Annotated in this window: 27 protein-coding genes and 1 tRNA gene; 19 read left to right on the top strand and 9 right to left on the bottom strand. The window is 66.5% G+C overall.

From position 1 onward, the window contains the following. Nucleotides 1–251: 251 nt before the first annotated feature. Entirely contained in the window at nt 252–479 is a 228-nt protein-coding gene (locus tag ACFVM3_RS03175) for a hypothetical protein (RefSeq protein WP_378435063.1), read from the bottom strand. 769 nt (nt 480–1,248) lie between these two features. Between ACFVM3_RS03175 and ACFVM3_RS03170 the strand changes: the two genes are divergently transcribed. After that, nucleotides 1,249–2,124 (top strand): hypothetical protein, encoded by an 876-nt coding sequence (locus ACFVM3_RS03170; protein WP_378435061.1) that lies wholly within the window; start codon nt 1,249–1,251, stop codon nt 2,122–2,124. A gap of 111 nt (nt 2,125–2,235) precedes the next feature. Here ACFVM3_RS03170 and ACFVM3_RS03165 read toward each other — a convergent pair whose 3' ends face one another. Together ACFVM3_RS03165 and ACFVM3_RS03160 are read right to left on the bottom strand one after the other, a co-directional pair. Beyond that, nucleotides 2,236–2,901, bottom strand: coding sequence for a YdcF family protein (locus tag ACFVM3_RS03165; RefSeq protein ID WP_378435059.1), 666 nt, complete (start codon nt 2,899–2,901; stop codon nt 2,236–2,238). A 14-nt stretch (nt 2,902–2,915) separates the two neighbouring features. Then, nucleotides 2,916–3,683 (bottom strand): GntR family transcriptional regulator, encoded by a 768-nt coding sequence (locus ACFVM3_RS03160; RefSeq protein ID WP_378435057.1) that lies wholly within the window; start codon nt 3,681–3,683, stop codon nt 2,916–2,918. Nucleotides 3,684–3,851: 168 nt separating this feature from the next. Here ACFVM3_RS03160 and ACFVM3_RS03155 point away from each other — a divergent pair, with 168 nt between their 5' ends. From ACFVM3_RS03155 to ACFVM3_RS03120, 8 genes are all read left to right on the top strand, one after another. Next, nucleotides 3,852–4,313, top strand: a complete 462-nt coding sequence (locus tag ACFVM3_RS03155) for a hypothetical protein (RefSeq protein ID WP_378435056.1) — start codon at nt 3,852–3,854, stop codon at nt 4,311–4,313. A gap of 303 nt (nt 4,314–4,616) precedes the next feature. After that, nucleotides 4,617–4,865: a hypothetical protein gene (locus ACFVM3_RS03150; RefSeq protein WP_276368011.1), complete on the top strand. Its 249-nt coding sequence runs from the start codon at nt 4,617–4,619 to the stop codon at nt 4,863–4,865. Beyond that, nucleotides 4,843–5,097: an AMED_5909 family protein gene (locus ACFVM3_RS03145; RefSeq protein ID WP_378435054.1), complete on the top strand. Its 255-nt coding sequence runs from the start codon at nt 4,843–4,845 to the stop codon at nt 5,095–5,097. The genes ACFVM3_RS03150 and ACFVM3_RS03145 overlap by 23 nt, the downstream gene beginning before the upstream one ends. A 310-nt stretch (nt 5,098–5,407) precedes the next feature. After that, complete coding sequence (locus ACFVM3_RS03140) at nt 5,408–6,976, top strand: FtsK/SpoIIIE domain-containing protein (protein WP_378435052.1); 1,569 nt, start codon at nt 5,408–5,410, stop codon at nt 6,974–6,976. Further along, on the top strand, nt 6,973–7,359 hold the full coding sequence (locus tag ACFVM3_RS03135) for a hypothetical protein (protein WP_378435050.1): 387 nt from the start codon (nt 6,973–6,975) through the stop codon (nt 7,357–7,359). Before ACFVM3_RS03140 ends, ACFVM3_RS03135 begins: the two co-directional genes overlap by 4 nt. Then, nucleotides 7,359–8,981: a replication initiator gene (locus ACFVM3_RS03130; protein WP_378435048.1), complete on the top strand. Its 1,623-nt coding sequence runs from the start codon at nt 7,359–7,361 to the stop codon at nt 8,979–8,981. The genes ACFVM3_RS03135 and ACFVM3_RS03130 overlap by 1 nt, the downstream gene beginning before the upstream one ends. A gap of 16 nt (nt 8,982–8,997) precedes the next feature. Then, nucleotides 8,998–9,216 (top strand): helix-turn-helix domain-containing protein, encoded by a 219-nt coding sequence (locus tag ACFVM3_RS03125; protein WP_360120716.1) that lies wholly within the window; start codon nt 8,998–9,000, stop codon nt 9,214–9,216. Nucleotide 9,217: 1 nt separating this feature from the next. Continuing rightward, nucleotides 9,218–10,396: a tyrosine-type recombinase/integrase gene (locus ACFVM3_RS03120; protein WP_378435046.1), complete on the top strand. Its 1,179-nt coding sequence runs from the start codon at nt 9,218–9,220 to the stop codon at nt 10,394–10,396. 94 nt (nt 10,397–10,490) lie between these two features. Here the strand turns inward: ACFVM3_RS03120 and ACFVM3_RS03115 are convergent. Then, nucleotides 10,491–10,561, bottom strand: a tRNA-Gly gene (locus ACFVM3_RS03115). Between the two features lie 111 nt (nt 10,562–10,672). On the opposite strand from ACFVM3_RS03115, the gene ACFVM3_RS03110 reads away from it, so the two are divergent. Together ACFVM3_RS03110 and dcd are read left to right on the top strand one after the other, a co-directional pair. Beyond that, entirely contained in the window at nt 10,673–11,878 is a 1,206-nt protein-coding gene (locus ACFVM3_RS03110) for an oxygenase MpaB family protein (RefSeq protein WP_378435044.1), read from the top strand. A gap of 13 nt (nt 11,879–11,891) precedes the next feature. Then, the gene (gene dcd, locus ACFVM3_RS03105; protein ID WP_125679521.1) at nt 11,892–12,473 is read left to right on the top strand and encodes a dCTP deaminase; all 582 of its coding nucleotides are present in this window, start codon (nt 11,892–11,894) and stop codon (nt 12,471–12,473) included. Here the strand turns inward: dcd and ACFVM3_RS03100 are convergent. Next, entirely contained in the window at nt 12,470–13,657 is a 1,188-nt protein-coding gene (locus tag ACFVM3_RS03100) for an FAD-dependent oxidoreductase (RefSeq protein WP_378435042.1), read from the bottom strand. The two genes, dcd and ACFVM3_RS03100, sit on opposite strands and share 4 nt — an antisense overlap. Nucleotides 13,658–13,730: 73 nt before the next feature. Here ACFVM3_RS03100 and ACFVM3_RS03095 point away from each other — a divergent pair, with 73 nt between their 5' ends. Together ACFVM3_RS03095 and ACFVM3_RS03090 are read left to right on the top strand one after the other, a co-directional pair. After that, nucleotides 13,731–14,189, top strand: coding sequence for a MarR family winged helix-turn-helix transcriptional regulator (locus ACFVM3_RS03095; RefSeq protein WP_378435040.1), 459 nt, complete (start codon nt 13,731–13,733; stop codon nt 14,187–14,189). A 121-nt stretch (nt 14,190–14,310) separates the two neighbouring features. Continuing rightward, nucleotides 14,311–15,003, top strand: a complete 693-nt coding sequence (locus ACFVM3_RS03090; RefSeq protein WP_378435358.1) for a CAP domain-containing protein — start codon at nt 14,311–14,313, stop codon at nt 15,001–15,003. Here ACFVM3_RS03090 and ACFVM3_RS03085 read toward each other — a convergent pair. From ACFVM3_RS03085 to ACFVM3_RS03075, 3 genes are all read right to left on the bottom strand, one after another. Then, nucleotides 14,997–15,980, bottom strand: coding sequence for a cation diffusion facilitator family transporter (locus ACFVM3_RS03085; protein ID WP_378435038.1), 984 nt, complete (start codon nt 15,978–15,980; stop codon nt 14,997–14,999). The genes ACFVM3_RS03090 and ACFVM3_RS03085 overlap by 7 nt on opposite strands. Before the next feature lie 30 nt (nt 15,981–16,010). Beyond that, on the bottom strand, nt 16,011–16,412 hold the full coding sequence (locus ACFVM3_RS03080) for a DUF742 domain-containing protein (RefSeq protein ID WP_378435036.1): 402 nt from the start codon (nt 16,410–16,412) through the stop codon (nt 16,011–16,013). A gap of 265 nt (nt 16,413–16,677) precedes the next feature. After that, a complete protein-coding gene (locus ACFVM3_RS03075) occupies nt 16,678–18,972 on the bottom strand; it encodes a (Fe-S)-binding protein (RefSeq protein WP_378435034.1) in 2,295 nt (764 codons plus the stop codon). 153 nt (nt 18,973–19,125) lie between these two features. Between ACFVM3_RS03075 and ACFVM3_RS03070 the strand changes: the two genes are divergently transcribed. From ACFVM3_RS03070 to ACFVM3_RS03060, 3 genes are read left to right on the top strand one after another with little or no spacing between them, the layout of a single operon-like run. Further along, entirely contained in the window at nt 19,126–19,452 is a 327-nt protein-coding gene (locus tag ACFVM3_RS03070; RefSeq protein ID WP_125679527.1) for a multidrug efflux SMR transporter, read from the top strand. Then, nucleotides 19,453–20,013 carry a TetR/AcrR family transcriptional regulator gene (locus ACFVM3_RS03065; protein WP_016338154.1) on the top strand — a complete coding sequence of 187 codons (561 nt, stop codon included), beginning with the start codon at nt 19,453–19,455 and terminating at the stop codon, nt 20,011–20,013. A gap of 22 nt (nt 20,014–20,035) precedes the next feature. Further along, nucleotides 20,036–20,470, top strand: a complete 435-nt coding sequence (locus ACFVM3_RS03060; RefSeq protein ID WP_378435031.1) for a GNAT family N-acetyltransferase — start codon at nt 20,036–20,038, stop codon at nt 20,468–20,470. A 79-nt stretch (nt 20,471–20,549) separates the two neighbouring features. On the opposite strand, the gene ACFVM3_RS03055 is transcribed toward ACFVM3_RS03060, so the two are convergent. Then, nucleotides 20,550–21,089: a YbhB/YbcL family Raf kinase inhibitor-like protein gene (locus ACFVM3_RS03055; RefSeq protein ID WP_378435029.1), complete on the bottom strand. Its 540-nt coding sequence runs from the start codon at nt 21,087–21,089 to the stop codon at nt 20,550–20,552. 325 nt (nt 21,090–21,414) lie between these two features. On the opposite strand from ACFVM3_RS03055, the gene ACFVM3_RS03050 reads away from it, so the two are divergent. The 3 genes from ACFVM3_RS03050 to ACFVM3_RS03040 are packed head-to-tail and all read left to right on the top strand — an operon-like array spanning nt 21,415 to nt 24,285. Beyond that, entirely contained in the window at nt 21,415–22,182 is a 768-nt protein-coding gene (locus ACFVM3_RS03050; protein ID WP_378435027.1) for a DUF4097 family beta strand repeat-containing protein, read from the top strand. A 28-nt stretch (nt 22,183–22,210) separates the two neighbouring features. Beyond that, nucleotides 22,211–22,882, top strand: a complete 672-nt coding sequence (locus ACFVM3_RS03045) for a DUF4097 family beta strand repeat-containing protein (RefSeq protein ID WP_378435025.1) — start codon at nt 22,211–22,213, stop codon at nt 22,880–22,882. Next, on the top strand, nt 22,879–24,285 hold the full coding sequence (locus ACFVM3_RS03040) for an alpha/beta hydrolase (RefSeq protein WP_378435023.1): 1,407 nt from the start codon (nt 22,879–22,881) through the stop codon (nt 24,283–24,285). The genes ACFVM3_RS03045 and ACFVM3_RS03040 overlap by 4 nt, the downstream gene beginning before the upstream one ends. Nucleotides 24,286–24,343 lie beyond the last annotated feature (58 nt).

The following is a 24,343-nucleotide window of genomic DNA, read 5'->3' as shown; positions in this document are numbered from 1 at the left end:
TGGGAACCAGGGTGATCATGCTGGAAAGTGCCCCTGACCTGCGGAGGAGCCTGTCTCGTCGTGTCCGCCGTTGACCTTGGTTGACCGGCCTTAATGGCACGCTAATGGCATGACCTGGGCTCCGCCCACACCTCCCCCGCCATCCCGATACGAAGCCAGCACGCGGCCGGTGGTGCCGGGTCAAGGCACGCTTTCCCGCCTTGACGCGGTGCTACCGGCCGTAGTCATGATCCGGCTTCGGGGTGGCAGTCCTAGCGATCAGGAAGCTTGCGGCTGAGTGTGTCCATGGCGCCAGCTAGGTCGGCTGCGCCCCGGAGGGTGATCGAGTCGTCTTGCATGTGCTTCAGCTGGTGATACACCGCCAAGATGCCCTCGACGCCGGCCAGCTGGATCGGGTCCGCTTTGTTCCGGCCCTGTTCGAGGGCTTCGCGTGCTGCGGCGGCGTGGGCTTCTGCTGCGGCGCGGTCTGAAGTTGGCATGAGGTTGACCCTGCCAGCGACGCTGGGCTGCGTAACTAGGCCGATGAGCTGATCGCCGTCAGCGGCGGCGCGCTGTGCGGTCTATCGGTCCGGCGAGCCTACCCGGCGGGCGGCGGCCGGAGCGGAGCGGCAGGCCGTCCGTCCCGCGAGCGGGTGGGCCGACGAACGGGAGGTGACGTGCGCGCCGCCGCTGGCGGCGCCTTGATCCCATAGAGCCAAGTTCGGCAGGCAAACTCGGTTTGCAGCGCTTACCTGTCTGCGCGAGCCTCGGCGACCAGATTCCAGCAACGATCGCATCGCCCGCTGCTTCGCGCAGGTGACCACTCAACGCCGTAGCTATCTAGGACAGGTCTGTTACACAGAGTGTGTATAGGCTCGCCGTGCCGGAACTTGTCAAAGTCATCGACGGTGATCGCATGAAGTTGCCCAGGAGTCTCAAGGTCCACGCGCCTCGGCACTCGCCTGGCCGGCCGGTGCGGTTCACCGTATTCAACCCACGCGCTCAGGTACTTCATGGCTTGTAGTCGCGTTGGCGTGGGTCTCAGTTACGGGTTTGCTGCATCTAGCCTCGTTGGATGGGGCGCTGAGGAGGTCGAGCGGCGGGTTTGTGTTCGTCAGCGGTGGCCTTTCGTCGCCGTTGATCGTTGCCGCCTGTACCGGTTTTGTACCGAGATGGTTGCGTTATCGCTGAGGCGTAACAAGCGTTGAGGTTGATCCAGACTCCTCATGAGGATATGCCCCCGTCATCCTATGGAAGGGTTGAGGCCTGGTGAGTACCACGTCCGAGAATGAATTGAAGACTGTCCGTGACTGGGCTAAGGAATTGGTATCGTCCGGTTCCATAGAAGAGATTGAGAAGTCTTTTGTTCAGCCAAAGGAGCCGCCTGTTCCAGTCTGCCGAGAAGCGCAAAACGCCCTTCGAGTGGCTCGCATAACTGCGCTGGAAGCGATATCGTCTGCTCATATTATTAACAAGGTTGAGAAAATCTCAACAGGGAAAGCGTTAACTGGACGATTTACGCATGCGGCGCAGAGTTCGTTGCGCTCGGCGCTTCTGTTTGCTGGCGCCGGCCTCGACCGATCTCTCAAGCAATTGGTCGATGACACGATGCCATACTTGGCAGAGTTTGAACCGAAGAGTATTGAGTCGTTCCATAAGTTCGCCGAGGATCATATTTCCTCTGGCTCGGGGGGCATTGATGCTAAGTCGCTAGTGAGGATCTTGCTGGGTGAAGGCAAGAGTCCTAAGGGGATCGTTTTGAATAGGTGGTCACAGCATCTCCAGTCGTCGAGCGCTCAGTCTGTCGAAAGGGTGGAAGAGATCGCAATTGCGTTAGGCGTTACCGATCGTAGTGTGCGTAGTCGAATTAAGCCCGGCAAGGCAGACTCCGCAACGCTTAAGGACGCTTTTTCGGCTCGAAATGAGATTGCACATGAGTTGGATATTACTAAGCCAAAGGCAGATGTCCGTGCGCGACTGGAAACCTTGCAAAAGGGGCGTTCGATCGCCGAAATAGAGAAGTTTGTCAAGGCGATAATTGACATTGGGCAGCTCATTATCAATGATGTGGGCGAACGTCTGCGAGCTGCCGACTATGAGAAACTGTTGCGCACGACTTGGGCTGATGTCATGAGGAAGTATTGAATCTGGTCTTGCGTCCAGTGGAGGTTAGATGACGACTTTACGTGACAATCAGCTATGGGTGCCGAAATGCTACATGGATAGCTGTGGAGCGATGTGCGTATGCGATCGAGTTCAGGCTAGTAATCGATTTGTATACCCGGCTCGGATCAGTTGGTTGTAGGCGCTCGCGACATTGTCCGCGATTTCTTGGTGGATGGCGAAGCCGCGTTCGGCGTAGACGGTGATGCGTTGGGTGTCGCCGACGAGCATGTTGATGACGCGGTCCACGTCGCCGATGCTCTCGATGTACTCGTCCAGAGGGAGCGGCCGCGAAGCGCAGATGACGTCGACCTCGGGCCACAGCTTCTTGCAGGTCGCGAAGGCGCGTCGCTGCTGGTACGGCCGAGAGATGAGAACGACCGACCCGACCTCGATGCCGCGAGACTCCAGCAGCTTCCGGGTGAGCGTGATGTTGTCCCCGGTGTTCCGCGCCTCGGGCTCAACCAGGATGGACTCGTCCGGCACGCCCAGCTCAAGCGCATGTTCGCGGTAGTGCACCGCCTCGCCGCGCGGAAACCGTTCGACAGTCGTCGGCGCGTTGGCCCCGGTGAAGACGATGAGCGGGAACATTCCAGCGTGGAACAGTTCCGCGGTGAAGGTCGCGACCCCGAGATCGTGACTGCCAAGTCCGATCCCGACGTCGGCGGGCCGGAGTTCGTGGTGCATGTCGTGGTAGTCCCAGAGCGTCTGGACGTCGGCGCGAAGGTCGTCCGGCAGGGTGGTCGAACGCTCGGGCATCTGGGTCTCCGGGGTCAGTCGGGGATCTTGAAAGTGTAGGTCCAGGAGAACCGGCTTGCGGCGTGCACGCCTCGTGCGAACTCGACCACGCGGCCGTCCTCGGTGTACGTGCGTCGTTGCAGCACCATGACGGGCTCGCCTGCGGGGAGTTCGAGCTGTTCCGCCTCGTCGGGCGTCGGCATCCTGGCGTAGAAGGTCTCGGTCATGGTGTCCGGCTCAAGACCTTGCAAGGTGAGGACCAGGAACCCGCCACCTCGTCCGGCCGGGCCAGGTGTCGGATCGACGATGGGGGTGCCTTCGACGTCGGCGGGCCGGTAGTAGCTAGTGAGCATGTGGGTGGGCTGGCCGGCGTCCTTGACTAGCCGTGCCCGCTCGTAGACCGGGGATCCGACGATGACCCCGAGGGCGTCGGCGACTTCTCGGTCAGCTTCGATCTTGGCGACGGTCTGCGTCTGGTCGGTCGGCTTCCAGTCTCGGCCGGACGCTTCACGGTCTGCGACGAAGGCGACGGTATCGCCGTACTTCCACTTGCTCTTCGCGTACCGATCCTTGCCCAGGCGCTTCATGGGCGGGCGTGCACGAACGACTGTCCCGCGTCGTCTGATCGGCGTGACCAGTCCTTCGGCTTCGAGGACCCCAACGGCCTTGCGAACGGTGTTGACGTTGACGTCGTACTCGTCGGCCAGCTCGTCTTGCTTGGGCAGCGTGGTGTCCGGGGCGTAGTCGCCCCGCTGGATCGCGTCTCGCAGGATCGCGGCCAGCTCTCGGTAGCCAGTGCCCACCTGGTCCTCCTTCGTCGGTCGATAACGCTAGCGGTATCACCCCATCATGGTCTACGGAGCCCGATAGAGATAGTTCTATTGACAACGCGAGCGGCGAAGCGCTTAATAGAACTACCTCTAACAGGTGCAAGCCCGGTAGGGCTCCAGAGACGACAGGAGACAGACGACATGGCGATCGCCAAGGGACACCGTTTTGAGATCGACTTTGATGCCGCGTTCCCGCTGGGGCTGGTGATGGTCGGAGACGTCGCGCCGGACAACGAGTACCAGTCGCGGGAAGACCGCTCCGCAGGCCGACCTGTTCGTCAGCGGGTCGACGAAGTGACGGGCAAGCGGCAGTGGAAGGCCACGGTCACCGACCCGAGCGAGACCAACTCCAAGCGCGCGTCTTACGACGTCACGTTCCTGGCCGATGTGCAGCCAGTGCCGACCACGTCGGAGGTGCTGCCGGGTATGCGGCCGATCGAGCTGGAGGGCCTGACGGCTGAGCCGAAGGTGGCTGGTCAGGGCGAGTTCAAGTACCAGTCCTACGTATTCCGCGCGACCGGTTTCAAGACTGCCGCATCGGGTGGCGCATCCAAGTCGGGCCGTGCCTCCAACACTGCCGAGTCCGCCCCCAAGGCGGCGTGATGACGGGCCGGGTGCCTGGCAGTCAGGGCGTGGCCGTGGTTCCACCGCACCTGGTCCAGAGCTGGGAGACGGCGTATCGCCACTACAGCGGGATGACGCAACGGACCGCACAAGGTGGGGATGCCTTGGCGGCGCATGACATGGCCGTTGCTTCCTGGGCGGTGGCGTCTGCTTGGCGGGAGCTGGCGACTCAGGGTCAGTTGCCGTGGTGGGTGCTGGCTGCGGTGTCGGCGGCTGCCGAGGGGTTCGAGGAGAACGCGCGGTCGTGGGAGATCCGTGCTTACAGCGAGGAAGGGCAGGTCCGTGGCGTTCAACGCGATGTGGAAGCCGGGACGGCAGGCGGTCGCGGGGATGCAGGGCAATGGTTCGGCGAACCCGGCCCTAGTGATCTACCTCGATCCGGACAGTCTGGCGATCCTGCCGCCGTCGGATCCGGCCGAGTGGCCGGAGTTCATCCGGCTCCTTCGCCAAATCCGCGACAGCGCGGACGAACTGGCCGTCTTCCTCACCAAGCACCAGGCGGTGCGCGATGACGACACCCGGCCGGAATGAGCCACAAACGCTCCGAGACGCGCACGCGGTCGCCTCGGCCCGCAGGCCGAAGCCGGGGTCGAACCTGGAGGCGTGGCTGAAGTTCCACCAGGCCAACGCGCGCATGTACCGCGCTGTATCCGATGTGGACCGAGGACATCACCACGAACTTCGTTACTGGGTGGGCTATGAGGAGCGGAAGGCGGAGGAGGTGGCCGCGCAGATCCAAAAGGGGAAGTCGCAAGCCAGCTAGAAACTGAATGACAGAGCGAAAAACGCGCGTGGGGACGTGCGGCGTACAAACACGTCCTCACGCGCTGTGCAAGTCCCGTAAGGCGCAGAACCGGTAACTGGCCTAGGAAACCTCGCCGGTCCTGCGCTGTCCACAACCTCTGGAAGTGAACAATGACAACGCTAAACGATGGCAACGAGCGGCCGCTAGACGGGGTCACCCGAACGCGCTGCACAGTCTGTAAGCGGTTCGCGAAGCTCCTGACTGGTGAGGCGGAATGCGCTCCCTGCCGGGGAATGCTTCCGCTGGATCTGACCGGCGGTGGTCGCCGATGAACGCGAACGGGATCGGTCTTCTCCTCGTCGGCGGTGGGGTGCTGGGTGTGGTGGTGTGGCTGCTGCACAAGCTCGGTCGCGCGCTCGCCACGATCGCGGAAGTCCTGGCTGCGACTGCGGTGGTCTTCATCGCCCTGTGGTCTGCCGTGAAAATGTTGGTGTGGCTGGGAAAGCAGATCTTCACGCACTGGCGGACCAGCCTCGGTGTCCTAGCCGTGATGGCCTGGTGGCAGTGGCTCGGCTGGCCGTCGTTCGCGATCACGACGGGTTCGGTCGCGGTGGTCCTCATGGTGTGGCGGCTGCTCGACCTGGTGTCGTTCGACCGGTGCTGTGGCCGGTTCCTGCGGGCGTGGTGGCTGCGCTGGTTCACCTACGCCCGGAAACTGCCGGGCTGGCTGCACGCCTGCGGCCTGTCTATCTCCGACGGCACCATGCCCGTGGAAGTCACGGTCAACCTCGTCGGTCGTCGCCGGAAGGCTGTCTCTCGTACTGCGGGCGGTGGTGCTGCGGTGCAGGTGTCGAAGGTGCTGGGGGTGCGGTCGGGGCCGTCGTGGGATGAGGTCCGTGTCCGGCTCGTGCCAGGGCAGAAGCCGGAGGACTTCGACGACGCCGCCCGCGCGCTGGCTGTGGCTCGCAAGGTCACGCGGTGTCAGGTTCGGGAGCTGGAACCCGACGTCGTCTCCCTCGACTTTCAGCGCCGGGACCTCCTCAAAGCACCTGTGGATTGTGCGGAGTTGGCGGCCGTCGACGGCGTGGATCTGCGGCGGGTGTTCGCCGGACGCACCGAGTACGGGAAGGACTGGCGGCTGCCGCTGACCGGTCCGGGCGCGCACATGCTCGTCGCCGGTGCCACCGGAGCCGGAAAGAACTCCGTGATGTGGTGTCCGCTGGTGTCGGCTGCGTCGGCGATCCGGGCCGGGACGGTACGGGTCTCGGGGATCGATCCGAAGGGGATGGAACTCGCCTACGGGCGTGGGATCTTTGCCCGCTACGGGGTTGCGGGTAAGGAAGCGATCGAGGTCCTGGACGACCTCCTTGACGGGCTTGAGTCCCGCAAGCGCGAGTTCGCCGGGCGCACCCGCAACGTCCCGATCTCCACGGACTACCCGTTGGAAGTTCTGGAGTTCGACGAGATCGGCGCACTGACCAAGTACAACGACCGCAAGACCCGCGAAGCCATCGTCGAACGAGTCGCGATCCTGACGACTCAAGGTCGGGCGCTCGGCTACACGGTGCGCGGCTACGTACAGGAGCCGACCAAGGACACCGTCCCGGTTCGTGAGCTGTTCCCCCGCCGGGTGTGCCTGCGCGTCACCTCGAAGACGCACGTCGGGATGGTCCTCGGTGACGGTGCCTATGAGCGCGGGGCGTGGGCGAACCGGATCGAGGAGTCGGCTGCGGGAGTCGGCTACATCTGGGGCGAAGGCATCCGCGAACCGCTGCGGGTCCGCGCGGGCTGGGTCCCGGACGAGACGGTCAAAGCCTTGGAGAACTACGTCACCAACGGCGGTGCCCACGTGATCGACCTTCCTGCCCGCCGTGGTGGAGAGGAGGTGGCGGCGTGAACCGCGTTCTGGTGTTTCTCGACGCGATCCGCGATCACCTCGACTCCTACGCTTTTCCGCCGGTCGCGTCCGTGCGGGTCGGGTTCGGCCCGGATCCGGTGTCTGTCCAGCTTGATACCGATGGTTTGACGGACGTGGCGCGGAGCCTGGTCGTCTGGGCGGATTCCCTGGAGAACGTGACCGCCTCGATTTGGCGCGTGCCCCAAGGCGGGAGCGTGCACTTGGAAGTCCAGGGCCGGACTCCCTGCGGCATCCCGGTCTCGGTTTACGGCGGTGTCCAGTTCGACGAAGCAGCGTTCCCGGACTTGCTTGCGGGGATGCGGCAGGAGATGCCGGTGTTCGTGCTGCGGCAGTGGAGCACGCCGGGGGAGGTGGCGGCCTGATGAGTACGAATGAAGCCGCGGTGACCCCGCCGGCCAACTCTCGGGCCGCTCGGATGCGGGAACCCCTGGCCTCCGACGTGGTGAAAGCGACCGCTGAGAAGCACGGCGTGTGCGTCCGGCCGTTCACGATGGAGGTGGGCGACACCGACACCGGAGAACTCCGGTATGTCCCCGTCCCCTGTGGCTCGACGGTCGAATCGGTCTGCCTGCCCTGTGCCCGTAAGGCCAAGGCGCTCAGGCAAGTCCAGTGCCGCGAAGGCTGGCACATGACCGAAGAACCCGACTTCACCTCTGAGCCACCGTCCGAGGTTCAGACGGAGCTGTTGGCGTTCCGTGCTGATCTCGTCGCCGCCTACCGGGAAGTGAGCGATCAGGCCGAAGCGGAGGAGCTGAGGGAGGAGATCCAGGGCGTCGACGACGAACTTCGGCAACTCGGCATGAGGGGCCGTCTCCCCTCGATCGACCTGCCCACGAAGAAGGCGGTGAAGCGGTCAACGAAGCGGCGACAGGACGCGCCCAACCTGCCTCGACGCAAGGTCACCAAGACCACCGTGGGCCGCGAGTACGCAGGGCGGTTCCGGCCATCGATGTTCGTCACGCTCACCTGCGACACCTACGGCCCCGTCCGCTCCGACGGCGCACCGGTCGACCCATCGACCTACGACTACCGACGGGCCGCTCGGGACGCGGTCCACTTCTCCGCGCTCGTCGATCGGTGGTGGCAGAACCTGCGGCGGGTCGTGGGCTGGGACGCCCAGTACTTCGCCACCGTCGAGCCCCAGCGGCGGGCGGCTCCTCACTTGCACGCGGCTATCCGGGGATCGGTGCCCCATGACGTGATCCGGCAAGTCACCGAAGCGACCTATCACCAGGTCTGGTGGCCCCGCCACGACGAAGTGGTCTACGTCGACCGGATGCCGCTGTGGGACGGCGACCGCCGGGTGTTCGTCGACCCGGACACCCGCGAACCGCTGACCGATTGGGACGACGCGGTAGAGGCCGTGGAGGACCCGGCGCACGTGGTCACCTTCGGCCGTCAGGTGCACTCCAAGGGCATCCTCGGCGGCTCCGAAGAGGCCGGGCGGCACATCGGCTACCTGACCAAGTACCTCACCAAATCCACGGGTGAGGTGGTCGAAGCCGACACGGCGAGACAGAAGGATCACCACGACCGGTTGCACGCGGAACTGGCGGTGACACCCTGCTCGCCTCGCTGCGCGGTGTGGCTGCTCTACGGGATCAACCCCAAGGGAGCCAACGGAAAGACCACACCGGGGCACTGCAAAGGGCGCGCTCATCGACGAACCACCCTCGGCCTGCCGGGGCGTCGGGTGCTGGTGTCACGGAAGTGGTCCGGGAAGACGCTCGTCGACCATAAGGCCGACCGGAAAGCGTTCGTGATCGAAGCGCCGGCGGCGGTCGGGATCGAGAAACCGGCACCGGACCCGGCCCGGCTGGTCTGGCGCAAGGTCGACTCCAGCGACGCGAACGTGCCTCCTCGGGACCACCTGGTGATGCACGCGATCTCTGAACGGATCACCTGGAAAGCCGAGTACGACAGAGCGCTACTCGCCGCGCAGAGTCCGCCGGATCTTTCGGCAACTCAAGGCGTAGCTGCTTAGGAACTGGGGGAGACACATGGAAGCCAAGTATCTGACGGTCGAAGAGGCGGCTGCCTACCTGAACACAGGTGTCCGGTTCGTGCGGCGGCTGATCGCGGAACGACGCATCGCCTTTCACAAGGCGGGGGTTCATGTCCGTGTCGCTCTCGGGGATCTGGAGAGCTTCATGCAGGCAGGGCGGGTAGAGCCGATCACGCGCGCATCGGTCCGCCGTGACCTGGGAAGGGCGGCCTGAGATGGCAAACAAGCGTGGGCATCGTGGTTTCGGGACCGTTCGTCAACTTCCGTCCAAACGTTGGCAGGCTCGCTATCCCGGACCTGACGGAATCATGCGACCAGCGCCGGACACCTTCGATACGAAGCGGGCCGCTGAACGCTGGCTGTCGTTGACGGAAACGCAGGTCACACAAGGCGAGTGGATCGACCCGGAGCGGGCAAAGCGCAAGCTGGGCGACTACGCGGACCAGTGGATCACCCAACGACCGGGACTTCGTCCACGTACGGTCGAGCTGTACAAATGGTTGCTGCGTAAGCACATTGCGCCGGACCTTGGCGGAGTCGAGTTGGGCAAGCTGTCCACGGCGATCATTCGACAGTGGCGTGCTGACCGGCTGACGGTTGGTGTCTCGGAGTCTGTGACGGCCAAGTCCTATCGGCTGCTGCGGGCGATCTTGAATACAGCAGTGGAGGAGGACAAGATCCTGCCTCGTAACCCGTGTCGGGTCCGTGGGGCTGATCGCGAGAATCCGGACGAACGCCCGGTGATCACTGTGGCCCAAGTGTTCGATCTGGCCAGCCGGATGCCGGAGCGCTTCCGCGCCCTGGTGCTCCTCGCCGCGTTCGGTTCGCTGCGGTGGGGTGAGGTGACCGCGTTGCGCCGATGTGACGTCGCTGAGGACGCGGGCTGGGTACGGGTGTCGCGCGCGATGGTCGAGGTTCCCGGGCGCGGGCTCGTAGTCGGGCCGCCCAAGTCGAGGGCGGGTGTCCGGACGCTGATCATTCCGGCGGCGGTCCGGCCTGACCTTCTGCGTCATCTGGAGACGTGGGTCAAGCCAGAGCAAGACGCGCTCCTCTTCACCGGTGAGCGAGGTGGGAACGCGGTGCGTCGGCCGAACTTCAGTCAGCGGACGAAGTGGGTCGAGGTCGTGGAGAAGATGGGCTTGAAGGGGCTGCACTTCCACGACCTGCGGCATGCCGGGAACATCTGGGCGTCGAAGGCGGGCACGTCGACCAAAGACCTCATGGCGCGGATGGGCCACGACGACATGCGGGCGGCGCTCATCTACCAGCGGGCGACGAGTGAGGCCGACGCGCAGATCGCGGACCGGCTGTCCAAGCTCGTCGACCGACACCGCAAGGGCACGACTCCAGACGACGACGAAGATCAGGACGGCCAACCGGCCCCGGTCGGCTAATGGCACGTTAATGGCACGCGAGCATCGGCGGCCAGACAAAGCGAAGGCCCCAGGTCCTAAGTGGACATCCACTGACCTGGGGCTTTCGCGTGAGAGCGGATGACGGGAATCGAACCCGCGTATTCAGCTTGGGAAGCTGATGTTCTACCATTGAACTACATCCGCAGTGCGCCGCCAGCATACATGGTCCGGATCTCCCCCTGCCAAGCCCCACCCCATCCTTGACGTCGCCCGCCAAAGTGACAACACTTGTTGTCGACCTCGGAGGTGATCCGGATGGGCGAGCGGCTGCCTGATCCCGAACTGTTCCGTCAAGGCGGGTTCCGGGTCGCGTCGAGGTTGTTCATCGAGGGCGACATCAGGGGCGACGAGCGCCAGGTGGCCCGGTTGCGGCGGTTCGCGCAGCGGGAGGATCCGGCGGCCGACGTGTTGGTGCCGCTGTTGCGTGAGGGCGCTCAAGGCCAGTTCGAACAGGCACTGCGGCAAGGCATCGACAGCGTCGAGAGACCGCCGGAGGAGCTCGAAGCCTTCTTCCGCGACGTCGAGGCGACGCCGTACTGGGTCGACCCGGACCGCCTCGACAGCGGAGCGCGGGCGATCACGCGCGCCGGGTTGCTCGGCCTGTTCCCGCTCGGCGACGTTTCGCTGATGGGCGGCTACCTCGCGTCGCGCGCCACGAAGGCGCTCGTCGGCACCGGCGAGATCGAGTACAAGGCGGCGCGGCGGCTCGTCGAGACGGCGACGTGGTGGATCCACGTGACGACGCCCGGCGCGCTGGTGCCCGGCGGGCGCGGGTACGAGTCCGCGTTGCGGGTGCGGATCGTGCACGCGCACGTCCGCGCGGCCATGAACCGCCGCAAGGACTGGGATTACGCCGCTTGGGACAAGCCGGTCAACCAGGTCCAGACCGCGGGCACGCTCCTGCTCTTCTCGCTCGTCTACGTCTTCGGCACGCAACTGCTCGGGCTCCGCTACAGCGCCCGCGAGCGCGCCGACATCCTGCACCTTTGGCGTTACGTCGGCTGGCTGATGGGCGTCGACGAGGAACTCCTGCCCGCCGGCGAGGACGACGCCTGGCGTCTGCTGTGGCTGCTCGCCGCCACCGAGTTCATCCCCGACGACGACTCGAAACGGCTCGCCGCCGCGCTCATGAAATCCCACGCCGCGATCGGCGAGGGCCGGGGCGCGGTCGGCAAGGTCCTTTCGCGGATGTCGGTCGCCGGGCACGGAGCGATCAGCAGGCTCTTGCTGGGCAAGACCAACGCCGACTTCCTGGAGCTGCCCGACGATCCGCTCGCGCAGGCGGCCGTGGTCGCGGTGGCGGGCGTCAACTTCGCCGCCGAGACGGTCCGGCGGGTGGTGCCCGGCGCGACGGCGCTCCAGGAGCTGCTCGGGGCCGCCGGGCGGCGCCACTACCTGCGGCAGGTCACCAAGGTGTTCGGGCTCGACCCGACCTACGGCAGGCACATGAAGGCCGCTTGACTACGCTGATCGCGTGCTCCTCAGCGACCGTGACCTCCGTAAAGAGCTCGATGCCGGCCGTCTCGGCGTCGACCCGTTCGACCCGACGATGGTCCAGCCGTCGAGCATCGACGTGCGACTCGACCGCTACTTCCGCGTGTTCGACAACAGCAAGTACACGCATATCGACCCGCAGCTCCAGCAGGACGAGCTGACCTCGCTGGTCGAGAAGGAGGGCGAAGACCCCTTCGTCCTCCACCCGGGCGAGTTCGTCCTCGGCTCCACCTACGAGACCGTCACGCTCGCCGACGACCTCGCCGGCCGCCTGGAGGGCAAGTCCTCCCTCGGCCGCCTCGGCCTGCTCACGCACTCGACGGCGGGCTTCATCGACCCGGGCTTCTCCGGCCACATCACCCTCGAGCTGTCGAACGTGGCGAACCTGCCGATCACGCTCTGGCCCGGCATGAAGATCGGCCAGCTCTGCATCTTCCGCCTGTCCAGCGCGGCGGAGTTCCCGTACGGCTCGAACGAGGCCGGTTCGCGCTACCAGGGCCAGCGAGGGCCGACCCCGAGCCGCGCCTACAAGAACTTCCACCGCGTCGACACCTGGCGCTAAGAAGCGACCGGAGTGTCCCAATCGATCCGGTGCCGCCACATGAAGGCGTTCGGATCCTCCTCTGGCAGGTTCTTGAACGCCCGCGTGAGGAAGAAGTCCCGGATCACCCGCCCGACGGGCCCGACCGCCTTGTCGTCACCGTTGCGCTTGCCGCGCTCGACGACGGCTTCGACGCGCTCGCGTCGCAGTCCTTCGTAGACGGCGAGCGCCTTCGGGATCGAGGGCACGTCGCGCAGGCAACGCGCCAGCGTGACGGCGTCCTCGATGGCCATCGCGGCGCCTTGCCCCGCCGCCGGTGAGGTCGCGTGGGCGGCGTCGCCGATGATGACCATCCGGTCCGTCCGCCAAACAGGCACGCTCGGGAAGTCGTACGTCGCCCACGGCCGGTAGATCTCCCGCGTCGCGCGCACGATCTCGACGGCCGGGGTGCGGTCCACCGCCAGTCGCCGGATCAGGTCCTCTCGCCAGGTGGGCGGCACGGCGAGGTCGGCCGGAGACGGCTCACGCTTCCGGGGCACGTTCGCGAACCACCAGACGGCGCCGTCCGGATGGACGATGTGGGCGAAGAACAGCCGCTTGCCGAACGTCATGTGCATGACGCCGGGTTCGTCGTCCAGCCGCAGGCCCTCGGCCACCCCACCGGTGTTCAGCAGCGGCACGTAGCGCGGTGACGGCGCCCGCGGGTCGATGATCGTCCGTACCCGCGAGCGGAGCCCGTCCGCGCCGATCAGCAGGTCGCCTTCGGCCGACGAGCCGTCCTCGAAGGTCGCGAGAACGCCTGAGGGGGTCTCGCGCGCTTCAGCCAAACGCTTGCCGTAGCGGATCTCGATGCCGCGTCCGACGGCTTCGTCGCGAAGCCCGATGTAGAGGTCTGAGCGCAGCACGGTCTGGCTCACGGTGCCGTCTTCGAGCGGTTCGCCGAGCGCGAGGTCGGCCAGTTCGCGGCCGTCACCCAGCCGCATCTTGATCCGCGGTGTGTCGAACCCCAGGCCCTTGATCAGGCTTTTCAGTCTCAGCGGGCCCAGCGCGTCGAGACCGTTCACCGCAAGGGTCAGGAACGCGCCGACCCCTTCGGCGGCCCGGTCGTACGCCTCGTGGATCACCGGCTCGTGACCCGTCTCGTGCAGTGCGATCGCCGTGATCGTGCCCGCGATACCCCCGCCGGCGACCAGTACCTTCGCCATGTCGTTCACCCCACCGAATATCTTAGAAACTAATTCGTTCTGTCGAACTAAAGACTCCGCTAGGCTGGTCGACGTGTCAAGCGAACGGGCGGAATTGATCGAACGGGTCCTCGGTGGAGCGCGAGCGTTGTCGACGGAGACGGTCATGTTCCACACCGCGATCGCCGAGCAGCGCGGTCTTTCGGCCGTCGAAAGCAAGGTGACCGACTACCTCGCCCGCTTCGGGCCGCAGACGCCGAAGGCGCTTTCGCAGCTCTCGGGGCTCGCGCCGGCCTCGATCACCGCGCTCATCGACAGGCTCGAGAGCAAGCGGGTCGTCGTGCGAAAACCGCATCCCGAGGACCGCCGAAAGGTCCTCATCGAGATCGACGGCGCGATGATGGCCTCGGCCGCGCCGCTGTGGGACCACCTGGTGAAGTCGGTCCGCGAGGTTTGCGAGAACTACACGGACGATGAGCTGGAGACCGTGATCAGGTTCCTCGCCGACGCGACGGCGATCACGCACGACTCCACAGGTCGCCTCAGCCGCTGACCGGTATTACTACTTTCGGGGGTATTGCCGTAACCGGTTCGTGATAAATTTCGGCCCCGTGTCCCCCAATAGAACACGAAGCCGGTTACTGCTGGTCACGCTCAGTGTGCTGCTGGGCGGGGTGATCGCCAGCGCGAGCTACCTGATGGTGACCGATCGGTTCCAGGGCACCGCGCTGAGCAACCTCTCGTTGAGCGTGCCCGACACCAAGGGCAGGCCCGGCGACGCGCTCGCCAAACCACCCGCCTACTTCGGCCAGACGTCCGCTCCGGCCCCTGACGGCCCCGCGTCCGGCTCGCCCGCGCCGACGTCGTCTTCCGCGGCCCCCACGTCTTCCTCCGCCCCGCCGAGTTCGTCCTCCGCCGCGGCCGAGCCGCCCGCCCAGTCCTCCGAGGCCCCCAAGCCCACTCCGAGCAAGGCGCCGGAACCGCCCCGTTCGCAGGACAGCTCGCTCGCCGGGCAGGTCATCGACCTGGTCAACGCCGAGCGCGCCGACGCGGGCTGCGCACCGGTGAGCAACGAGTCGCATCTCGCCGCCGCCGCGCAGGGCCACAGCGACGACATGTCGGCCCGCAACTACTTCTCGCACACGACACCGGAAGGCGTCACGTTCGACCAGCGCATCCGCGCCGCCGGGTACGACAAGCCCGGCGCCGAGAACATCGCCAAGGGCCAGTCGAACGCCGCCAAGGTGATGGACGCCTGGATGAACTCCGCGGGCCACCGCGCGAACATCCTCAACTGCAAGCTGAAGAAGATCGGTGTCGGCGTCAACACCAAGGGCATGTACTGGACGCAGAACTTCGGCTACTGACCCTTGTCCCAGTCGCCGTAGCGGGCGAGCACGGCGGCGCGCAGTTCGGCGTCCGTGCGCGGGACGGGTTCGATGAACACCTCGGTGACGTCGCCGAAGGCCCGCGTGAGTTCGGCCGCCATCCGGACACAGGCGCGTTCGACCTCCGCGGCGCCGAGCGCGTCGTCGAAGTCGACGCGGGCGCAGACGAGCACCTGATCGGTGCCCATCAGCATGGTCTGCAGGTCGACGACGGTCTCGATCTCGGGTGCGCCCATCAGGTGATCCCGCACCCCGCGTACCAGCCTGGGATCGGCCTGCCTGCCGATCAGCAGGCCGCGGTTGGTGCGGCCGAGCAGGTAGGCGACCAGCGCGAGCAGGACACCGATCGCGATCGAAGCCGCGCCGTCCCAGATATGCGAGCCGGTGAGCTGGTGCAGCCCGATACCGGCGAACGCGAGCAGCAGGCCGATCAACGCGGCCGAGTCCTCGAACAGCACGGTCTTCGGCGCCGGGTCGTCGATCATCCGCAGATAGACCGAGACCTTCTGGCCCGACTCTGCGGCGTCGCGCCGCACCTGCCGCACGGCCTGGAACCACGAGACGGATTCGAGCGCGAACGCGATCGCGAGGACGACGTAGCCGACGATCGGATCGGTCTGCTCGGTCTCTTCACCGAAGACGGTCGAGAAGCCTTCGTAGAGCGCGAACATCGCGCCCGACGCGAAGATCGACACCGCCGCGAGCAGCGACCAGAAGTATCGTTCCTTGCCGTAGCCGAACGGGTGGACGCGGTCGGCGGGACGGTCCGACCGTTTCAGTGCGGTCAGCAGGAGGACTTCGGTGATCGTGTCGGCCACCGAGTGCGCGGCCTCCGACAGCATCGCGCCGGATCCGGTGATGATCCCGGCGATCAGTTTCAGCACGGCGATGGCGAGGTTGACCCCGCCCGCCAGCACGACGGTCAGAGTGCTTTCGTCACCGGATTCTTCACTCACCTCGCGTAGCGTAGTGCGAGTGGGGTGATCTCACAGGCGACGCAAACCCTGCAGGACGCGTTCCATCAAGGCGAGTGCCGGATGACCGTCGAATTCAGCCTGCGTTTCATGAACGGTGACCAAACCGAGTTCGGCCATATCACCCAAAAGGACCTTTGCAACGCCGAGCGGAACGCTTAGTGACGCGGCTACTTCGGCGACGGAAGTGGGACGCCGGCAGAGCGATCTCACGGAATGGAATTCGACGCTGAACCCCGGCGCGTTCCACGGCGCGTCGTTCCGTACGGAAATCATCGCTTCGATCGCGAAGTTTCGTTTGGACTGCGTGCGTCCGCCCGTGCGGACGTACGGGCGGACGCGTGTGCGACGGCGTTCCTGCCGCGGCGGCCGCCGGGCGGCCGGGATGCTGGGGATGGTCGCTTCCTGCGCCATCCTGGCGAATGCCGCGGACGACGGGACACGGGCGGGCGGGCGAACGGTCGGCGATCCCGGCGTCGCGAGCCGGTGTTCCTTGGCCGAGCGGAGTTCGTGCCGGTTGCCCATCGATTCCTCGCCCCTTTTTTCGGATCCGCTGCAGCTTATCGCCACGGTGTACCGCCGAACGGGTAACGGACCGAATGGTCCGGACGCCATAAAAACAAGAGGGGACATTCTCTCGCATTATGTGCGAGAGAATGTCCCCTCCGGTTGTGACGTTCTACTTGTCTTCCTCCGGAAGCGGAGTTCCGGTGGCCGTTTCGTCGGTGGGCACGTCGGCCTTTCCGTCGAGTTCGGCGTCCGAGACGGCGTCCAAAGAGGGCGCTCCCGCCGGGACGAGCTGCGGCTCCGGCTTCCGCTTGACGGCGGTCAGCAGCAGCTGGGCGACGTCGACGACCTCGACCTTCTCGCTCGCCTGCCCGTCGCTCTGTCGCGCCGTGACACCGTCGGTGAGCATCACTCGGCAGAACGGGCAGCCGGTCGCGATCTTCGACGGGGCGGTGCCGAGCGCTTCGTCGACGCGCTCGACGTTGATCCGCTTGCCGATCTTCTCTTCCATCCACATCCGCGCGCCACCGGCGCCACAGCACATCGAGCGGTCGCCGTGCCGCGGCATTTCGCGCAGCTGCGCGCCCGAAGCGCCGACGAGCTCACGCGGAGCGTCGTAGACCTTGTTGTGGCGGCCCAGGTAGCACGGGTCGTGGTAGGTGACGTCCTCGGCGACCGGGGCCACCGGGGTCAGGTGCTTCTCCCGCACCAGGCGGTTGAGCAGCTGCGTGTGGTGCACGACGTCGAACTGGCCGCCCAGCTCCGGGTACTCGTTCGCGAGGGTGTTGAAGCAGTGGGCACAGGTGACGACCACCTTGCGCGCCTTGCGTTCGCGGCCCTCGAACACCGAGTTCAGGATCTCGACGTTCTGCTGCGCCAGCATCTGGAACAGGAACTCGTTGCCCGCGCGGCGGGCCGGGTCACCGGTGCAGGACTCCTCCGAGCCGAGCACCGTGTACTTGACGCCGGCGATGTGCAGCAGCTCCGCGACGGCGCGCGTGGTCTTCTTCGCGCGGTCCTCGAACGCGCCGGCGCAGCCGACCCAGAAGAGGTACTCGGTGTCGCCGAGGTCGCCGTCGAACACCGGCACCTCGAAGTCCAGGTCCTCGGTCCAGGCGAGCCGGTCCTTGGCGTTCTGGCCCCACGGGTTGCCCTTGTTCTCCAGGTTCTTGAACATCCCGTTGAGCTCGCTGGGGAACGCGGATTCGATCATCACCTGGTAGCGGCGCATGTCGACGATGTGGTCGACGTGCTCGATGTCCACCGGGCACTGCTCGACGCAAGCGCCGCAGGAAGTGCAGGACCACAGCACCTCGGGGTCGATCACACCGCCGTCGTCACCGATGAGGGCCTTCTGGGACTCCGCGATCGCGAGGACGTCGATGCCCGCGTACATGTTGTCGCCGGACAGGCCGACCTCGTCGCCCGCCATGTCGCGCTTCCCGCCCGCGAGCAGGTACGGCGCCTTCGCGTAGGCGTGGTCGCGAAGTTGCGTGATGAGCAGCTTCGGCGAAAGCGGCTTGCCGGTGTTCCACGCGGGGCACTGCGACTGGCAGCGGCCGCATTCGGTGCAGGTGGAGAAGTCCAGCCAGCCCTTCCAGCTGAAGTCCTCGATCTTGCCGACGCCGAAGGTGTCCTCGTCCGGGTCCGCCTCTTCGAGGTCGAGCACCTTGCCGTTGCTCATCATCGGCTTGAGCGCGCCCAGCGCGACACCGCCGTCGGCCTCGCGCTTGAAGTAGATGTTGAAGAAGGCGCTGAACCGGTGCCAGGCGACGCCCATCGTCATCGTGCGCGCGACGACGATCAGCCAGATGGTGGCGCTCATCAGCTTGACGAACGCGAACACCGTGACGAGGTTCAGGCTCGACGGCAGCAGCAGGCCGACCGGATGTGAGACGAACGAGGCCCAGATCGGGATCTCGTGGACGCCCAGCGCGGACTTCGCGGCGCGGACGCCGAGGATGCCGATGCCCTCGATGAGCACGACGGCCTCGACGAAGTACGCCCATTTGAAGTTCGAGCCCTGGAAGCGGGACTGCCGGTCCGCCCGGCGCGGGTGGTTCTTCTGGCGGATCCCGATCAGCACCAGGATGCCGACGATCGTGCCGATCCCGAGCAGTTCCATGAGCAGGTGGAACAGCGACCAGTCGTCGAGGATGGGCCAGCCCCAGGTCGGGACGAAGACCTCGCCGTACGCTTCGAACACCGTGAGGGATCCGAGCAGGAAGCCCCACATGACCAGCCAGTGCGCCGGGCCGACGCTCTTGACCTTGTTCATCCGGGTATGCGCGGCGAATTCCTTGATCAGGGTCTTCATGCGCGGGATGAACGGGCCGTTGCGGGTCGCGTCCGGCTGACCGAGGCGGATCACCCGCACGAAGCGGGCGATGGTCGCGAAGAACATTCCCCAGGCGACGACGCCGAGCAGGACCGCGATCCCGCCGAGCGTCAGCTGTACAGCGCCCATCGTCGGGTGCCTTTCGTCCGAATGAAGCGTGTGGTGGTTCGGGCAGACTAATGCTTCTTACTGATGGGTAACCCACTGACCGCGCCCAAGTCCCACCGATGTGGTGTACGCCTCTCTTGGTTTTAAGACGATCGTCCAGGTAGTTTTTGTGACATGGGTGCGTACCTTCTCCTCGCTTTGGCCATCGCCGCGGAGGTATCCGCGACGGTCTCGTTGAAACTTTCCGAGGGTTTCAGCAAGGTGGGTCCGTCGATCGTCGTGGTCGTCGGATACGCCGTCGCGTTCGTCGCGCTCGCGTACGTGCTGAAGGCGGGCGTGCCGGTGAGCATCGCCTACGCGATCTGGGCCGCGGCCGGGGTCGCGCTGGTGGCGGCCGTCGGCATCGTGTTCTTCAAGGAGCCGGTCAACCTGTCCGTGATCGCCGGGCTGGTACTGGTGATCGGCGGTGTCGTGTTGATCGAGGCAGGGGGCGCGCACTAAGTGAAGATCCAGGTCGACGGCCGGAAGGCCAGGGGCGAGAAGCGGCGCGAGGAGATCATCGCGGCCGCGCTGCGGGTGATCGAACGCGACGGCGTCGCCGGCGTCACCCACCGGACGGTCGCCGCGGAGGCGGGCGTGCCGACGGCTTCGACCACCTATCACTTCTCGAGTCTCGACGACCTGCTGATCGCCACCCTCATCTCGTGCGCGAGGGATATGGCGACCGAGGTCTACTGGATGATCGACCGCGCCCGCTCACGGGGCAGCCGCGGCGCCGAGGAGGTCGCCGGCCTGCTCGCGGAGGCGCTGGGCCCGCGCCGCGGGCGGACGATGGCGGAGTACGAGCTGTACCTGCTCGCCGCGCGCAAACCCGAGCTGCGGCCCGCCGCCCGGCGCTGGCTGGACGTGCTCACCTCGATGGTCCGGCACGACGACGAGGTCGCGTTCCGGGTGTTCCTCGCCGGGATCGACGGGCTGCTGATCCAGGGCCTCATCGACGACGAACCGCCGTCCGCGGAGGAGCTGCGGCCGGTGGTGGATTACCTGCTGAAACCTCGTTGACCTGCTGGGTAGCGTTCGGATCATGAGGACTGTCGGCGCATACGAACTGGACGACGACCCGGCTCGGGTGGACCTCGACGTGGTGTGGAAGTGCCTGTCCACCGAGGTCTACTGGGGGAAGTGGCGAGACCGCGAGCAGGTCGAAAAGGTCTTCCGGAACGCGTGGCGGGTCGTCGGCGCGTACGAGACTTCGAGCGGACGGCTGGTCGGGTTCGCGCGGGCGTTCTCGGACACCGTCGGGAGCGCGTACCTCGCGGACGTCTTCGTCGTCGACGAGGCGCGCGGCGCGGGGCTCGGCAAGGAACTGGTCCGGGAGATGATCGACAACGGGCCGGGGGCGGAGTTCCGGTGGATGCTGCACACCGCCGACGCGCACGGGCTGTACCGGCGGTTCGGCTTCGGTGACCCGCCCGAGGGGCAGTACATGGAGCGGAGCCGGGCGAACGGGCAGGTCTAGCGCGGGCTGAAAGCGTCCTTCACCGCATGTCGCGCGGTGAAGGACGCTTTCAGCCCGTCTCATGCGGGGAAAGCGTCCTTCAGCCCTTGTTCTCGTGCAGGGCCGTGAGCGACGCCCGGGCGATGGCGTGGCTGAAGAGGTTGAAGCCAAGGAAAGCAGGCGTAGCGTCTTCGCCGACTTCCAGCTTTTCGACGTCAACGGCGTGCACCGTGAAGATGTACCGGTGCGGCCCGTGTCCGGGCGGCGGTGCGGCGCCGAGGAACCGCTTCACGCCGCCGTCCCCCTTCAGGGTTACAGCGCCCTCCGGCAGGCCGGTGCCCGCTTCGTCGCCCGCGTTCGCGGCGAGCGCCGTCACCGACGCGGGGATGTTGAAGACCGCCCAGTGCCAGAACCCGCTCGCCGTCGGGGCGTCCGGGTCGAAGCAGGTCACGGCGAAGCTCTTGGTCCCCTCGGGGAACCCCTCCCACGACAGTTGCGGGGAACGGTCCTCGCCGCCCGCGCCGAAGATCCCGGAAAGCTGGGGCGTCGGCAGGAAGCCGCCTTCCTCGATGTCGGTGCTGCTCAAGGTGAAGGCAGGCAGATCGGGCAGGAAGTCGTACGGATCGGGTGCCTGCGGCATGCGTCCTCCTGATCGTCGAACAGATGACGGAGCCAGGCTAGGCGCTGTCCGGTGAGTCTGTTCGATGGGCTTCGTGATGAAGGTGGTTGCTGGCGGTGCGGGCGGATCGGCCTCGTACCGGGTCGTACTCGGCCGCGTCCGCCCGGTGCCGTGAGGGGCCGCCTGGGCGCGAAGACCGCGAACAAGACTTGCCGGACAGTGCCTAGGACCCCGAGGACCCCGGTGCGGGATCAGGGACGAATCCGGGGGTTACCCCTATGTCCAACCCGCCGCGCTGCCCTTAGCGTCGAGCTACACGAAAACTGCTCTGGAGGGACTCAACACCATGGCGCGCCCACTCCTCGCGATCGGAGGCATCGCCTTGATCGGCGTCGGTGTCCTCACCGGCCTCGGCTGGTGGTGGCCGTCCGACGCGGAGGCCACCTCGGAGGTCACCCAGCCGATCCGCAGCGTGCGGATCGACAACGACGAGGGCCGGGTCAAGATCCGCGCCGGCGAGGGGCCGGTCCGGATCCACCAGGAGTTCCAGTACCGCGGGAACAAACCGGGCGAAGCGTTCCGCGTGGAAGGCGACACCCTGGTCCTCGCCGATTGCGGCACCAGCTGCGAGGTCCGCTACGACGTGGTGGTCCCGGCGGGGGTCCCCGTCTCGGGCAAGCTCGACTCGGGGGCGATCGACATCGCCGGGATGTCCACTGTGGACATCATGGTCGATTCCGGCGCCGTGTCCGTCACCGACGTGCCGGGCACCGTGAAGGTGCGGTCCGAAGCGGGCCGCGTCGAACTGGCGAACATCGGGCAGGCGGTCACCGTGCACGCGGCGTCCGGTGCCATCAAGGGGGAACGGCTCGCCGGCAACGTCGAGGCCCGCACCGACAGCGGCCGCATCGAACTCCAGTTGGTCAAGGGCGCCGACGTCACCGCGCAGACCGACAGCGGTTCGGTCGAGGTCACCGTCCCGGCGGGCGACTACAACGTCACCGGCGACACCGGCAGCGGTCACCGCGACATCGGCGTGAACCAGTCCGGTTCGGCGCAGCACAAGCTCGATCTCAACACCGACAGCGGAAGCGTCAAGGTCAAAGCGGCCTGACGAACTTTATCGGGGGAACAACTTTCTCATGGGGAACAAGGAGAAGCGCGTCCTCGGCGCGCTCGCTTTCGGCGCGCTGACCGCGTTCGGAATCGTCGGCTGCACGGGCGAAAGCCACGAGAAGCTGAGTGACGGCGCGCCCGTCACCGAGCAGGTCACCTCGATCCGGGTGGACGTCCCGGTCGGCGCGGTCACGCTGCGGGTCGAGGACGGCGCGCCGGTCTCGCTGCGCCGCGAAGTGACGTACACCGGCAAGAATCCCGGCAAGACCTACAGCGTCGAGAACGGCACGCTGGTCCTCGGCGGCTGTCAGCAGTGCGGCGTGGACTACGACGTCGTGGTGCCGCGCGAGCTGGCGATCTCCGGGACCATCGGCACCGGCAAGATCACGCTCGCCCGCGCGGCTTCGGTCGACCTGAAGGGTGACGTCGGCGATCTCAAGGTGCTCAGCACGTCCGGACCCGTCAACCTGCGCACCGGCACCGGTGACATCGAGGTCGGGCTCGCGAAGCCCGGCGCGGTCACCGCGAACGCGGAGGTCGGCAAGGTCGTCGTGTCCGTCCCCGACGGCGCGTACCAGGTGCGTGCCAAAACGGAGACGGGCAAGGTCGAGACCGGCGGCGTGCGGCAGGACCAGGCTTCGGCGAACGTCCTGGATCTCCAGTCCGGCACCGGCTCCATCACGGTGAAGCCCGTATGAAGACGCTCGCCGCGATCACCGCGCTGACCCTGCTGCCGCTTTCCGCGCTGCCCGCGTCCGCCGCGTCCGGGATCGACTGGAAGCCGTGCGCGACGGAGTACGCGCCGACGCTGGAATGTGCGAGCCTGCCGGTGAGCGACGGCTTTTCGATCGCGCTGGCGAAACTGCCCGCGACCGATCCCGCGCGCCGTGTCGGTTCGCTGCTGACCAATCCTGGCGGGCCGGGCGGTTCCGGCGTCACCGTGCTCAAGTACGGCGGCCGCGGTTTCGCGCTGGACCAGCCGGAAATGGCCGAAGTGCGGCAGCGCTTCGACGTCATCGGGTTCGACCCGCGCGGCGTCGGCGACAGCGGGCCCGCAATCACCTGCGGGCCGGATCTGCACGATCCGGCGATCAGCCGATTCCCGCGGAGCCGCGCGGACTACGACAAGCTCCTCGCGCACAACCGCGCTTCCGGCGGCGAATGTCTGAAGAGGACCGGTCCCGGATTGTCCTCTGTGGACACTTGGCGCGCCGCGGACGACGTCGAAGCGATCCGCGTCGCCCTCGGTGAGCCGAAGGTGAACTGGCTCGGTGTCTCCTACGGTTCCGAGCTCGGTGCCGTGTACGCGGAGAAGTACCCGAAGCGCGTCCGGACGATGGTGCTCGACGGCGCTGTCGACCACTCGCGGCCTACCAGGCAGGCGGTCCTCGAAGAGGCCGTCGCGACCGAAAGCGCGCTCAAGGACTTCGCACGGTGGTGCTCGACGTCGGCCGACTGCGCGTTTCGCGGTAAGGACGTCCTCGCCGCTTACGACGCGCTGATGCGGACGCCCGGCGGCGTGCCGTCGAAGCAGCTCGGGCGGAACGCGACCGCCGAGGAGATGGCGGCCGGCGTCTACGGCAGCCTCATCCTCCCCGCCTTCTGGCCGGACCTCGCGAAGGCGATCGAGGCCGCGACGGCGGGCAACGCGGACGGACTGCTTCCGTACTCCCAGCTCGACCCGTCCTACGGCGCGTATCGCGCGATCGGCTGTCACGACTTCGGCTCGCCGTTCACCTCCTACGCCGACATGCGGGCGATGCAGGGTCTGGTGAAGACCCTTTCTCCGCACGGCTGGCGGTACTCGGAGTTCTGGGACATGGCGAGCGGGTGCGCGGGCTGGCCGGTGCCGTCGGCGTACCTCCCACGCCCGCAGAAGGTCCAGGGCGCGGCGCCGATCCTCGTGGTCGGCGGCGAACACGATCCGGCGACGCCGCTCGTTTGGGCGAAGGGGCTCGCGAGGAACATCGAGAACTCGACGTTGCTGGTCGACGCCGGGTACGGGCACACGGGGCTGCTGAACTCCGCCTGCGTGCGCACCGAAGAGGTGAAATACCTGGTGAGCGGTGTCACACCCGCTCCGGGCACGGTCTGCCGGTAGTCCGGGAACAAGACGATCGTGCCGCTCGTTGAGCCGGATGCAAGGTTGAGTGAGGGTG

The organism is Amycolatopsis sp. NPDC057786 (assembly GCF_042797905.1).
GTDB lineage: Bacteria > Actinomycetota > Actinomycetes > Mycobacteriales > Pseudonocardiaceae > Amycolatopsis.
This window is presented reverse-complemented; position numbering and strand designations above follow the sequence as displayed.